The 12,004-nt window shown below is 67.9% G+C and carries 15 protein-coding genes, 3 tRNA genes and 1 pseudogene; 10 read left to right on the top strand and 9 right to left on the bottom strand.

Annotated elements, in window-relative coordinates:
* Positions 1-13: 13 nt before the first annotated feature.
* The gene (locus A5773_RS19925) at positions 14-1,210 is read left to right on the top strand and encodes a cysteine desulfurase-like protein (RefSeq protein WP_066953392.1); all 1,197 of its coding nucleotides are present in this window, start codon (positions 14-16) and stop codon (positions 1,208-1,210) included.
* A 15-nt stretch (positions 1,211-1,225) separates the two neighbouring features.
* Here A5773_RS19925 and A5773_RS19920 read toward each other — a convergent pair whose 3' ends face one another.
* Positions 1,226-2,194: an NAD(P)H-quinone oxidoreductase gene (locus A5773_RS19920; RefSeq protein ID WP_066953602.1), complete on the bottom strand. Its 969-nt coding sequence runs from the start codon at positions 2,192-2,194 to the stop codon at positions 1,226-1,228.
* Positions 2,195-2,231: 37 nt separating this feature from the next.
* Between A5773_RS19920 and A5773_RS19915 the strand changes: the two genes are divergently transcribed.
* Positions 2,232-2,318: transfer RNA gene (locus A5773_RS19915), tRNA-Ser, on the top strand.
* A 12-nt stretch (positions 2,319-2,330) separates the two neighbouring features.
* Here the strand turns inward: A5773_RS19915 and A5773_RS26785 are convergent.
* The 4 genes and pseudogenes from A5773_RS26785 to A5773_RS19900 form a co-directional block, all read right to left on the bottom strand.
* Positions 2,331-2,565 (bottom strand): annotated as a pseudogene (locus A5773_RS26785) (hypothetical protein); the annotation flags it as partial.
* A 34-nt stretch (positions 2,566-2,599) separates the two neighbouring features.
* Positions 2,600-2,791: a hypothetical protein gene (locus tag A5773_RS19910; protein ID WP_055405523.1), complete on the bottom strand. Its 192-nt coding sequence runs from the start codon at positions 2,789-2,791 to the stop codon at positions 2,600-2,602.
* A gap of 29 nt (positions 2,792-2,820) precedes the next feature.
* Complete coding sequence (gene lipE / locus A5773_RS19905; RefSeq protein WP_066953388.1) at positions 2,821-4,056, bottom strand: lipase LipE; 1,236 nt, start codon at positions 4,054-4,056, stop codon at positions 2,821-2,823.
* A 25-nt stretch (positions 4,057-4,081) separates the two neighbouring features.
* Positions 4,082-4,906 carry a crotonase/enoyl-CoA hydratase family protein gene (locus A5773_RS19900; RefSeq protein ID WP_066953386.1) on the bottom strand — a complete coding sequence of 275 codons (825 nt, stop codon included), beginning with the start codon at positions 4,904-4,906 and terminating at the stop codon, positions 4,082-4,084.
* A 23-nt stretch (positions 4,907-4,929) separates the two neighbouring features.
* On the opposite strand from A5773_RS19900, the gene A5773_RS19895 reads away from it, so the two are divergent.
* Complete coding sequence (locus tag A5773_RS19895; RefSeq protein WP_197505418.1) at positions 4,930-5,514, top strand: TIGR03086 family metal-binding protein; 585 nt, start codon at positions 4,930-4,932, stop codon at positions 5,512-5,514.
* Between the two features lie 152 nt (positions 5,515-5,666).
* On the opposite strand, the gene A5773_RS19890 is transcribed toward A5773_RS19895, so the two are convergent.
* Both A5773_RS19890 and hisC read right to left on the bottom strand, forming a co-directional pair.
* Positions 5,667-6,128, bottom strand: coding sequence for a DUF4334 domain-containing protein (locus A5773_RS19890; RefSeq protein WP_066953381.1), 462 nt, complete (start codon positions 6,126-6,128; stop codon positions 5,667-5,669).
* Between the two features lie 11 nt (positions 6,129-6,139).
* The gene (hisC, locus tag A5773_RS19885) at positions 6,140-7,207 is read right to left on the bottom strand and encodes a histidinol-phosphate transaminase (RefSeq protein WP_066953379.1); all 1,068 of its coding nucleotides are present in this window, start codon (positions 7,205-7,207) and stop codon (positions 6,140-6,142) included.
* An 84-nt stretch (positions 7,208-7,291) separates the two neighbouring features.
* On the opposite strand from hisC, the gene A5773_RS19880 reads away from it, so the two are divergent.
* The 3 genes from A5773_RS19880 (at position 7,292) to A5773_RS19870 (ending at position 8,227) form a co-directional block, all read left to right on the top strand.
* Positions 7,292-7,380 (top strand) — tRNA-Ser (locus A5773_RS19880).
* A 43-nt stretch (positions 7,381-7,423) separates the two neighbouring features.
* A tRNA-Arg gene (locus A5773_RS19875) sits at positions 7,424-7,496 on the top strand.
* Positions 7,497-7,576: 80 nt separating this feature from the next.
* Positions 7,577-8,227, top strand: a complete 651-nt coding sequence (locus tag A5773_RS19870; protein WP_156664322.1) for a DUF1345 domain-containing protein — start codon at positions 7,577-7,579, stop codon at positions 8,225-8,227.
* A gap of 13 nt (positions 8,228-8,240) precedes the next feature.
* Here A5773_RS19870 and A5773_RS19865 read toward each other — a convergent pair whose 3' ends face one another.
* Together A5773_RS19865 and A5773_RS19860 are read right to left on the bottom strand one after the other, a co-directional pair.
* Positions 8,241-8,738 carry a hypothetical protein gene (locus tag A5773_RS19865; protein WP_066953377.1) on the bottom strand — a complete coding sequence of 166 codons (498 nt, stop codon included), beginning with the start codon at positions 8,736-8,738 and terminating at the stop codon, positions 8,241-8,243.
* A 19-nt stretch (positions 8,739-8,757) separates the two neighbouring features.
* Complete coding sequence (locus A5773_RS19860) at positions 8,758-9,756, bottom strand: phosphotransferase family protein (protein ID WP_231989182.1); 999 nt, start codon at positions 9,754-9,756, stop codon at positions 8,758-8,760.
* A 207-nt stretch (positions 9,757-9,963) separates the two neighbouring features.
* On the opposite strand from A5773_RS19860, the gene A5773_RS19855 reads away from it, so the two are divergent.
* The 4 genes from A5773_RS19855 (at position 9,964) to A5773_RS26345 (ending at position 11,860) form a co-directional block, all read left to right on the top strand.
* Positions 9,964-10,905, top strand: a complete 942-nt coding sequence (locus A5773_RS19855; RefSeq protein ID WP_066953374.1) for a class I SAM-dependent methyltransferase — start codon at positions 9,964-9,966, stop codon at positions 10,903-10,905.
* A 26-nt stretch (positions 10,906-10,931) separates the two neighbouring features.
* Positions 10,932-11,342, top strand: a complete 411-nt coding sequence (locus tag A5773_RS19850; RefSeq protein ID WP_066953372.1) for an MmcQ/YjbR family DNA-binding protein — start codon at positions 10,932-10,934, stop codon at positions 11,340-11,342.
* Positions 11,343-11,445: 103 nt separating this feature from the next.
* Positions 11,446-11,694 (top strand): hypothetical protein, encoded by a 249-nt coding sequence (locus tag A5773_RS19845; RefSeq protein WP_067792263.1) that lies wholly within the window; start codon positions 11,446-11,448, stop codon positions 11,692-11,694.
* 10 nt (positions 11,695-11,704) lie between these two features.
* Entirely contained in the window at positions 11,705-11,860 is a 156-nt protein-coding gene (locus A5773_RS26345) for a DUF6131 family protein (protein WP_090419013.1), read from the top strand.
* Positions 11,861-12,004: the final 144 nt, after the last annotated feature.

Below are 12,004 nucleotides of genomic sequence, written 5' to 3'. Positions count from 1 at the left end.
TAAGGTGGCTGGCATGGCATACGACGTCGCCCGGGTGCGCGGACTGCATCCGTCGCTGGGTGACGGGTGGGTGCACTTCGACGCGCCGGCCGGGATGCTCATCCCCGATTCCGTCGCGACCACCGTTTCGACCGCCTTCCGAAGGTCTAGCGCCACGACGGCGGGCGCTCACCCGTCGGCGCAGCGCAGCGCCGCCATCCTGGAGGCGGCGCGGGCGGCGGTGGCCGACCTGTTCAACGTCGACCCGGCGGGCGTGGTGCTCGGGGCCGACCGCGCCATCCTGTTGTCGGCGCTGGCCGAGGCGTCCTCGTCGCGCGCCGGGCTGGGCTACGAGGTGGTCGTCAGCCGCCTCGACGACGAGGCCAACATCGCCCCCTGGCTGCGGGCGGCGCACCGCTACGGCGCCAAGGTGAAGTGGGCCGAGATCGACATCGAGACCGGCGAGCTGCCGACCTGGCAGTGGGAGGGTCTGATCGGGAAGTCGACCAGGCTGGTGGCCGTCGCGTCCGCGTCCGGGACGCTGGGCACGGTCACCGACCTGCGAGCCATGACCAAGCTGGTGCACGACGTGGGCGGACTGGTCGTGGTGGACCATTCCGCGGCGGCGCCGTACCGGTTGCTCGACGTGAAGGAGAGCGACGCCGACGTGGTGGCGGTGAACGCCCTGGCGTGGGGCGGCCCACCGATCGGCGCGGTGGTGTTCCGCGATCCGGCGCTGCTCAATTCGTTCAGCTCCATCTCGACGGACCCCAAGGCGACCGGCGCGGCGCGCCTGGAAATCGGCGCGCACCAGTTCGGTCTGCTCGCCGGTGTGGTCGCCAGCATCGAGTACCTGGCCGCACTCGACGAGTCCGCACGCGGCAGCCGCCGCGAACGCCTGTCGGTGTCGATGCAATCGGCCAGCCTCTACATGAACCGGATCTTCGATTACCTCATGGTGTCGTTGCGGTCGTTGCCGTTGGTCATGGTGATCGGCCGCCCGGAGGTGCGGATCCCCGTGGTCAGCTTCGCCCTGAACGGCGTGCCCGCCGAGCGGGTGGTGCAGCGGCTGGCCGACAACGGGATCCTGGCCGTCACGTGTGAGAACTCCCGCGCGCTCGACGTGTTGGGCGTCAACGACATCGGCGGCGCCGTCACCATCGGGTTGGCGCATTATTCGACGACGGCCGAGGTGGACCAGTTGGTCCGCGCGCTGGCGTCGCTGGGCTGAGGCTTTTCGTCGCCGCTAGATCGTCAGCACGATCTTCCCGGTCACCTTGCTTGCCGTCAGCTGTTGATGTGCCTCCCCGGCCTGCTGGATGGGCATGCGGGCGCCGATGATCGGCCGGACGCGCCCCTCGGCGATCATCGGCCACACGGAGCCGATCACCGCCTGCACGATCTCCGTCTTGCTGTTCGGGCCGGTCACCGGTCGGGCGCGCAGCGTGGTGCCGATGACCCGCGCGCGCTTGCCGAGCAGCTTGGCGATGTTGAGCTCGCCCTTGATGCCGCCCTGCATGCCGATGATGACCAGCTGCCCGTCCGTCGCCAGGGCGTCGACATTGCGGTCCAGGTAGGCGGCGCCCATGATGTCCAGGATCACGTCGGCGCCGCCGCTTTGCTGGAGCCGCTCGACGAAGTCCTCGTCGCGGTAGTTGATGGTGATCTCGGCGCCCAGCTCGCGGCAGAATTCCAGCTTCTCCGCCGACCCGGCCGTGACGGCCACCCGGGCGCCCAGCGCCCGCGCAACCTGGATCGCGTGGCTGCCGATCCCGCTGGCGCCGCCGTGCACCAGCAGTAGCTGCCCCGTGCCGAGGTGGGCGGTCAGCACCAGGTTGGACCACACCGTGCAGGCGACTTCCGGCAGCCCGGCCGCGTCGACGAGGTCGACACGGGCGGGAATCGGCATCACCTGACCGGCGGGAACGGCGACGTACTCGGCGTATCCGCCGCCGGCCAGCAGCGCGCAAACCTGTTGTCCCACCGGCCAATCCGCGACGTCCTCGCCGGTTTCGGCGACGACGCCCGACACCTCCATGCCGATGATGTCGCTGGCGCCCGGCGGCGGTGGGTATTTGCCGGCGGCCTGCAGCAGGTCGGCGCGGTTCACGCCGGCCGCGGTGACCTTGATCAGCACCTCGCCGGGCCCGGCGGAAACGTCCGGGACGTCTTGCCAGGACAGCTGATCGGGGGATTCGGCGACGATGGCGCGCATGGTGGCCACGCTACCGACCCCCGCTACCCTTACTCGTGGTGGCGTGGCAGAGCGGCCTAATGCACTCGCCTTGAAAGCGAGAGACGGCTAACACCGTCCGGGGGTTCAAATCCCTCCGCCACCGCAGGTCTCAGCCCGCCACCACGCCGCGCCCACTGCGGCCGATCGGCGGGCGCAAATGCTGTACGGCACGGCCGATTCCCTCGGCCACCGCCGCCGAGGCGCCCTGCCGTTCCAGGGTCTTCCCTCAGCGCCCGCCATTTGAGGTCGAGCTGAGCTTCGGCGTCGTGGGTGTCGTGCGAGTAGTCGAAGTAGACCGACGCGAATGGCGCGGGGGGCTCTAGCAGCTTGCGGAAGCGTTCAGAGTCCATGTCTTTGGGTGCTCGACGAGGCGGGCCGCAAACGCTAGTAGCTGCGATCGCCTTCGCTGTCGTCGAAGAAGCGCCATTCGCCGTCGGCTTCGACTTCCATGCGCCAGCCCAGTTCGTTGCCTTCGACCGCCTCATCGGCGAACCACGCGTGCGCCTTATCGGCGCTTTCGATGTCCTTCGTCGCGACGACGTCGCCCTTCGGGTTGAGCACTCGGTAGGTAGCCATGGCGGCAGTGTTCCCACCGGCGGGCGCCCTCAACCGGTGGGGATCTCGGCGGTGATCGTGTCCATCAGGGCGGTGTAGCGCTTGGCTTCCGGGTCGCGCCCGGGCTTGCCGCTGCTGACTACGCCGGCCGCCAGGCCGCGCGCCGGGTCGGCCCAGATCGCGATGTTGACCAGGCCGAGATTGCCGAACGCGTGCGGCGAGTTGAGCCCGAACGGCCCCCACCGGTTCGTTCCGAGAATGAAGCCGGTGCCCCACCGGGCCGGTTGCAGCCCTACCGCGAAATCCGGTCGCAATCGCCGGCATTCCTTGATCGCGCCGTACATCGTCTCCGGGCTCATCACCCGCACGCCGTCGAGATTTCCACCGCGACGCCAGATTTCGGCGAACCGCGACATCTCGTGTGCGGTCGACACCGTGTTGGACGACGGGATGATGGTCGTGAGAAACATGGGGGTGTTGGTGATCGGGATCATCTCGTGCACGGTCCCGCCGATCGCCTTGCGGAAGATCTGCGCGACGACCGGCGGCAACGGGCGGCCGGTCGCGTGGCTCGGCGCGACCAAGGGCAGGTCCTCCTCGGCGACACCGAAGTTGGTCCAGCGGAAGCCGAGCGGGTCGAGGATCTCCGTGGCGAGGATCTCGCGAATCTCCTTGCCGGTGGCCGCGTAAACGATCTCGCGCACGAGTGGGCCCCAGGTCAGCGCGTGGTAGATGTGCACCAGCCCCGGCCGGTAGAGGGGGCGCAGCTCGCCCAGCTTTTGCTGCGCGTACTCGTGGTCGTCCGCGCGTTTGACGTCCGGCTTGGGTCCGGTCGGGAAGGGAAGTCCGGCGCTGTGGGTCATGACGTGCCGGATGGTGATCCGATGCTTGCCGTGACTGGTGAAGGTGGGGATGTAGTCGCAGACGCGGTCGTCGAGTGAGAAGACGCCACGCTCGACGAGCATGTGCACCACGGTCGCCGCCATTCCCTTGGCCGCCGAGTAGACGCAGAACGGCGTGTCCGGAGTGACGGCGATCTTCTCGGCGTCGGGCGGGTCGCTCGGCGCGTTGCCCCACCCGTGGCCGATCGCGCGGTTGAGCACGACGCGCCCGTGCCGGCGGATGCACAGCTGGATGGCGGGGTGGAAGCCGCCCTGGTACCAGTGCCGGGCCGCCCCCCAGATCCGCTCGACGGCGGCGCTGTCGATTTCCGAGTGGTCTTCGTCGCCGATCGTCGTCACGGCGTCCAGGTCGGCCGGGACGCGGATTCTGCCGTCTGGTGTCACCTCAGCGAGGGTACGTGGCGCCGGATTACTCCCCGGTGAACCGCGGCGGGCGCTTCTCGAATGTCGCCGCGATGCCCTCGGTCAGGTCCTTGGAGGGCAGGAAGGCGGCGTTCCAGGCGGCGACGTAGCGCAGGCTCTCCGACACCGCGGCGATGCGCTGCTGGTCGAGGACGTCCTTGATGCCGTGCACGGCCAGCGGCGGGTTGGCGGCGATCTCGGCCGCGGTGGCGTGTGCGGCGGCCAGCGTGGCGTCGGCGTCGTCGTACACGTTGTTGACCAGGCCGATCTTCTCGGCCCGGGCTGCGTCGATGTCCTTGCCGGTCAGCGCGAGTTCGCGCAGGTGCCCGTCGTTCAGGATGTACGGCAGGCGGGCCAGGCTGCCGACGTCGGCGACGATGGCGAGCTTGACCTCGCGCACCGAGAACTTGGCGTCGGCGCTGGCGTAGCGGATGTCGACCGCGGAGATGAGGTCGACGCCGCCGCCGATGCACCAGCCGTGCACCGCGGCGATGGTCGGGGTCCGGCAGTCCGCGACGGCGGTGATGGCGCCCTGCATGCGTTTGACCTCGCGGTGGAACACCGCGCGCGGGCCGGCCAGCGCGTCACCGGACAGCAGCGGGGTGAACGAACCGCCCATCGCGGGCACGTCCAGGCCATAGCTGAAGTTCTTGCCCGACCCGGTCAGCACGATCGCGCGCACCTCGGGGTCGGCGTCCAGCGCCGCGAACAGCTCCGGCATCTCCGACCAGAAGGCCGGTCCCATCGCATTGCCCTTGCCCGGCCCGATCAGCGTCACCTGGGCGACGTGGTCTTTCGTCTCGACGGTGACCGATTCGTATGCTTGCGCCATATCGAGACCGTAGCGTGGCGAATATGGCTCCCGACTTGCGACCCGGACCGCATTCACCGCCCACCGACGAACTGCACAGCGCCGAGGACACGCTCGGGGTATTGCAGCGGGTGCTGCACACCATCGCGGCCGACGACCTGTCGCAGCAGACGCCGTGTGCGGAGTTCGACGTCGCGCAGCTGACCGATCACCTGATGAACTCGATCACGGCTCTGGGCGGCATGGTCGGCGCGGAGATCCCGGAGCGCGACCAAAGCGATTCGGTGGAACGCCAGGTGGTCGCCGCCGCTCGGCCCGCGCTGGACGCCTGGCACCGCCACGGCCTGGACGGGTCCGTGCCGTTCGGCAAGGGCGAGATGCCCGCCAAGAGTGCGTGCGCCGTCCTGTCGATCGAATTCCTGGTCCACGCTTGGGATTACGCCGCCGCCGTGGGACACGAGATCGACGCGCCCGAACCGCTGTCCGAGTATGTGTTGGGGCTGGCCCGCAAGGTCATCAGGCCGGAGCTGCGGGGCGGTGCCGGGTTTGACGATCCGGTGGACGTGCCCGAGGACGCCGGAGCGCTCGAGCAATTGGTCGCGTTCACCGGCCGCAACCTGGCCCGCTGACGCTCGCCCTTTTGTTGAGTGTGACGCCAGGGCGGCCGCGCCCGGCGTGAACGCACACTCAAAGCCGTGAGTTCAAACTGGTCGCGAGTGTGCGTCCAGCCGCACACGGGTCGCCGAATGTGCGGCCAGCCGCACACCCGAAGGCTTAGCCGCTAGACCCGTTCGAGGTAGAAGTAGTAGTACCGGCCGTTGTCCCGGACGCCCTTGCCGTTCATGATGCCCATCACGGCGTCGTCGTCGATCTTCTTGAAATGGTCGTGCACGGGCTGGCCGTCGTAGACCATCGTCGCGGTGACCTCCCCGCGGAACTCTTCGAGCCAGAGGCTGGCCTCGCCCTTGCCCATCTCCTTGTTCGAGAACTTGTTGCCGTCGGCGTCGAGGCAGACCAGCGGCTGCACGTCGCGGGCGGACTGGAAGGTCTTGCCGAACCAGCCCGCCTTCTCCAGCTGACCGTTCATCCTGTGGCCGGTGCGGAACTCGCCGCCCTTCCACTCGCCGAGCATCCCCTCGATCGTCGCGGGTTCGAGGCTGGCCCAGAAGTCGTCGAGTTCGCTGTCGGGAATGTCGCCGCCGCGTTCCTTGAACTCGGTGAACAGTTTGCGCGCCAAGTCCAACGGACCACTCCTTACGTTTCGGTGCGGGAAATCCACTCGCGGGCGAAGTGCAACAGAGCGTCATTCTCCTCCACCGCACCGATGGTGATGCGCACGCCCTCGCCGGCGAACGGTCGCACGATCAGCCGCGCGTCGGCGGCCTGCTCGGTGAAGTCCGCCGTACGGGCACCCAGCGGCAGCCAGACGAAGTTGGCCTGCGAGGGGGGCAGGGCGAACCCGGCGTCGCGTAACCCGGCGCTGACCCGGGTGCGCTCGGCCACCAGAGCATCGGTGCGGGCCGCCAGCTCGTGGGATGCCTCCAGCGACGCGATGGCGGCCGCCTGGGCGACGTTCGTCACGGCGAACGGCATGACCACCTTGTCCAGCGCGGTGATCAGGTCGGGGTGGCCGATCGCATAACCGACGCGCAAGCCCGCCAGGCCGTACGCCTTTGAAAAGGTCCGCAGCACAACGACGTTGCTGCGGGATAGCGCGAGCTCCAAGCTGTTGGGCAGCATGCCATCGCGGATGTATTCGACGTAGGCCTCGTCGATGGCGATCAGGATGTGCGGCGGCACGGCCTCGATGAATCGGGCCAGGGCGTCCGGATCGACCACCGTGGACGTCGGATTGTTCGGGTTGCAGACGAAGATCAGCCGGGTGCGGTCGGTGATCGCGGCGAGCATGGCGTCGAGGTCGTGCGTGTGGTCGGCCAGCGGCACTTTGACCGCGGTCGCGCCGGAAACCTGGACGATGGGCAGGTAGCACTCGAAGCTGCGCCAGCCCATCATCACCTCGTCGCCGGCGGATGCGGTGATCTGCACGAGCTGCTGGCACAAGGTGACCGAACCGCTGCCGACCGCGATGTGCTCCGGTGCGACGTTGGAGCCAAGGTGCATCGCCAACGCCGCCTTGAGGTCCACGCTGGCGTTGTCCGGATAGCGGTTCACGACGGCGACGGCGCGCTCGATCGCCGCCCGCACGCTGGGCAGCGGACCGTACACGGTCTCGTTGCTGGCCAGCTTGATCGAGCCCGGCACGTTCTTGCCGGGCACATAGACTGGCAATCCGGCCAGTTCGGGACGCAGGCGAGCGGTCACTTCGACAGTTTATGTCGCGGATGTGTACGCTATGGCCGGTTCCGCGAGACCGGAAAGGGGTCGGGTACCCTCAAACAGTCCAAGGGAGGCGTGCCAGAGCGGCCGAATGGGGCTCACTGCTAATGAGTTGTCCCCCTCAAAGGGGACCGGAGGTTCAAATCCTCTCGCCTCCGCTGGGTCTTTTCAAGGAACACGACGCAAGACAACTGAACACGGGCGCCCGTAGCTCAACGGATAGAGCATCTGACTACGGATCAGAAGGTTAGGGGTTCGAATCCCTTCGGGCGCGCTGTTGAAATCGTGGCCCAGCGTGTTAGCTGGGGACCTCTTCCGACCGGTCGCATTCGGGGCATCTGCTTAAGTCGACCTGTGACCTCCTATATGCGCTTCCTCCGCGACACCGTCGCGGTGCGGCTCTTCGTTGCCTTGATGGCCGGAACGGCGGTGGCAGTCGTCATCGCCGGGTCAGTCGGTTGGAGGTTCGCTCTGCTCGGCTGGGTTGTCGCCGCGGGGCTGTATGTCGCGTGGAGCTGGCTGATCATCGGCCCGATGGATGCAGAACGCACCGCCCGGCATGCGACACGTGAAGACGCCACCCGGTTGCTCGCCGACGTGGTCATCGTCTCAGCGAGCGTGGGCAGCCTCGGCGGGGTGGGATACGTCGTAGCAGCGGGCGCACATTCGGGCGGCGAAGCCGTCGCAGCCGCGGGCGTCGGCATTCTGGCCGTGGTGGCGTCCTGGTTTGCCGTGCATACGCTTTTCACCGCGCACTATGCACGCCTCTACTACTCCGACGAGGTCGGAGGCATCGATTTCCACGACCCACATCCGCCGCGTTACCTGGACTTCGCCTATGTGGCGTTCACCGTCGGTATGACCTTTCAGGTCTCCGACACGGAGATCAACGCCTCGCGGCTGCGCGCAACCGTTTTACGCCATGCGCTGCTGTCGTACCTTTTTGGCGCGGTAATCCTGGCGGTCACCATCAACATGGTCGCCGGGTTGAGCGCCAAACTATGACGGCCCCTGGTCGCTAGCGTCCGCCGAACGGGCCCCCGAACGGTCCGCGACGGGGCGGCACGGTCACGGTTTGCGTGACGGTGCTGGTGTCGGTGCTCGGCGAGACCGTAACGGTGCTCGGCGGTTCCGTTGTGGTGGGGGTGTCGGAGCTCGGTGGCGGGGCCGTCTCGGTGACGGTCTCGGTCGGGACGCCGCCGCCACCGCCGCCCCCACCGTGGTGCCGCGGCGCCTCCGTGGTCGTGGTGGTGGTCACCGTTGTGGTCGGCGCGGTGGTCGTAGTCGTCGCTGCCGGGCTGTGAGTGGGGGAGCCGGTCGCCAGCTTGACCACCGCGTACGCCACGAGCGCAAGCACGATCACCCCTACCGCGCCGGCCGCGACCAGCGCCGCCGGGCGGCGGTACCACGGAGTCGGCGGCTCGGGCTGGGGCGCCGGCTCGTCGTAATACCCGCCATACCCTGCGGCCTGGGTGGGATCGGAGTAGTAGTCGGGTTCCTCGGGGTAAGGCGGCACGAAGGGAGATGTTAGTGGATCAGGACGCGTTCTTGATGAGGCCAAGCGCGCGCTCGAACAGTTGCACCGTGGCCGCGTGCAGCTGGTCGCCGACCTCCTTTTCGGCCTTGCCCGCGCAGGCGCGGGCAAGCGTCCCCTCGATTACGATGCCCAGCTTGAAGCAGGCCAGCACCGTGTACCAGGTGATATGCGACAAGTCGCGGGTGGTGTTGGCCGCATAGCGCTTCAACAGTTCGTCGGTGCCGGCCAGACCGTCCTGACCGCCCAGGGCGTGGCTGAACACGCTGGAACCGTCGGCCTGGCGCCACGTGGCCAGCAGCCAGCCCAGGTCCAGCAGTGGGTCGCCGATCGTGCACATCTCCCAGTCGACGATGGCAACCACGTCCGGCCCGGTCCGGGAGAACATCACGTTGGCGGCGTGGTAGTCGCCGTGCATGATGCCGGGCGTCCACGTCGCGGGCCGACGGTGCTCCAGCCAGGCCGACACTTCCTCGATGCCCGGGATGTCCGGTCCCGGGTAGCCGTCGTAGGCGCTGTACGAGTCCAGCTCCGAGAGCCAGCGCGGCACCTGGCGTTCGAGGAAGCCTTCCGGCTTGCCGAAGTCGGCGAGCCCCGCCGCGACGTGGTCGACGGCGCCGAGCTTGGCCAACGCATCGGCCATCGAGAGGCCCATGCCGTGCCGCACGCCGGCATCGCCCGCATGCAGCGGCGGCAGTCCCTCGCCGGCGTTGAACCCGTCGATCGGATCCATCAGGTAGAAAACGGCGTCACCCAGGACGGCGGGGTCTTCGCAGACGGCAATCAGGTGCGGGCGAGGTACGTCGGAATCGGCCAGGGCGGCAAGGACTTTCGTTTCCCGCAGGATGACGCTGTTGCTGCGCGGGCGCAGGTGCCGCGGCCCGCGCCGCAGCACATAAGGGCGGCCGGCCCGGCTGAACCGCAGCATGACGTTCTGGGTGCCGCCGGTGACGGGGGAGACGTCCTCTAACGGGCCTTCGCCGAGTCCCTGCTCGGACATCCACGCCGCGACGGCGTCCAGGTTCACGGCGTCCACGTGCGGCCCTTGCCGATCGGGGCAACCACTTCCGTCATGCCAGCGCTCCTCTGCAACCCTGTGGGCCGTCTGGGAAAAAGCGTAGGCCACCGCCGGGAAGCGGCCCCGGGCGGCGGAGGCTGGAACAATAGTGTGCGGAACTAACTGACTCGCGCGTGAAGGGGACTGGCGATGCCGCGTACCGACAACGATTCCTGGGACATCACCCAAAGCGTGGGAGCCACCGCACTGGGTGTCGCGGCGGCGCGGGCCGCCGAGACCGAGAGCCCCGCCCCGCTCATCAGCGACCCGTTTGCGCGCGTGTTCGTCGACGCGGCCGGCGAAGGCATGTGGAGCATCTACGCCGACCCCGCACTCCTGGCCAAGGCGGTGGAGCTGGAGCCCGAGGTGGGCACGCGCATCCAGCTGATGATCGACTTCATGGCCACGCGGACAGCGTTTTTCGACGAGTTCTTCCTAAACGCGGCCGACTCCGGCGTCCGGCAAGTGGTGATTTTGGCCGCCGGGTTGGACGCGCGCACCTGGCGCCTGCCATGGCCCGACGGCACGGTCGTCTACGAGCTGGATCAGCCCAAGGTGCTGGACTTCAAATCCAACACGCTGCGCGAGCACGGCGCCCAGCCGAAGGCACGACTGGTGAACGTGCCGATCGATCTCCGGCAGGATTGGCCGAAAGCCTTGCAGGAGGCTGGATTTGACGCGACCAAGCCCGCAGCCTGGTCGGCCGAGGGTCTGGTCCGTTACCTGCCCGCGCAGGCCCAGGACCTGTTGTTCGAGCGCATCCATTCGTTCAGCGCGGACGGCAGCTGGCTGGCTTCGAACGTGCCGGGCGCGGGCTTCACCGATCCGGAGCTCGTCCGGCGCCAGCGCGAGGACATGCAGCGCATGCGGGCCGCGGCCGCCAAGCTGGTCGACTCCGAGATCACCGACTACGACGACCTCTGGTATCCCGAAGAGCGCACCCCCGTCGACGGCTGGCTGCGGGACCGGGGGTGGGACGTCGCCACGGCGACGTTTTCGGAGTTGATGGCTCGTTACGGTCGCAACGTTGCGCAGGACGCGGAACACACGATGCCGCCCACGCTGTACGTGTCCGCGCGGCGGAGCGGGTAGGGCGTCAGCGCCGCTACCCTCGCGGTGTGGCCGATCGACCCGCGCGGCTAAGCGACGTACACGAGATCGCCGCGTCGATGCCGCACGTCCAGCGCCTCGAGGGTCCGAAGGGCAACGCCATCTATCAGGTGGGCGGTAAGTCGTTTGTGTTCTTTCGCACGCCGCAGCCCGACGCGACCGATCCGGACACCGGCGAGCGCTATGCCGACGTGATCATGTTCTGGGTGGAGTCGGAGAGCGACAAGCTGGCGCTCACCCAGGATCCCGATTCGCCGTTCTTCACCACCGACCACTTTGCCGGACATCCGTCGGTGCTTGTGCGGGCCGCCCGGCTGCCCGAAATCGGCAGGACGGAACTTACCGAGCTGATCCAGGACGCATGGCTTTCGCGGGCGTCGAAGAGGCGGGCCGCGGCGTGGCTCGCCGACCGCGCTTAGTCCCCCGGGCTTCGCTGGCACACTGCCGAATTCACCCGTCGCCAATGTTTAGACACAAGTCGAATGGGTAACTATCGTCCACGAGAAATTTTTCTCGAGCACATTGGAGGTCACCATGCGTGGCAGCGGAATCATCGGCACCATTGCCCTGGTATGGCTGCTCATCGGGGTGTTTGCGGCATGGCAACGCGATTACTTCAAAGGTGACTCAACCAGTTGTGTCACGGCGGGAAACATCGCGTTGACCGTCATCGCGGGCGCTTTGAATTACGGGGGCGTCAACCCGAAAGTCAAGGACTGCCATGTTCCGCAGCCCAGTTCAATGCCTGCTGTCCTAGTGCCCCTCATCTAAAGGAGTCCTCATGATCGTCCTAGGCGTAGTCCTACTTATTCTCGGGTTTGTATTCAGCGTCCCGTTGCTGTGGGAAATCGGCGTCGTCGTGCTCGTCATCGGCGCCGTCCTGTGGATTATGGGCTCCATCGGCCGCCCAGTCGCCGGCCGGCGCTACTGGTATTAGCCACTTCGCCGGGAAAACGGGATCGGGGGGGGGGGGGGGGGGGGGGGGGGGGCCCGAGAAAAGGGGGGGGAAGATGGGGGAGGGGGGCGGGCGACGGCCGGGGGGGGCGGGGGTGTTTTTGGGGCGCCCCCCCCGCCCCCAGCG

The sequence above is a fragment of the Mycobacterium sp. 852014-52450_SCH5900713 genome (assembly GCF_001667075.1).
In the GTDB taxonomy this organism is placed as follows: domain Bacteria; phylum Actinomycetota; class Actinomycetes; order Mycobacteriales; family Mycobacteriaceae; genus Mycobacterium.
This window is presented reverse-complemented; position numbering and strand designations above follow the sequence as displayed.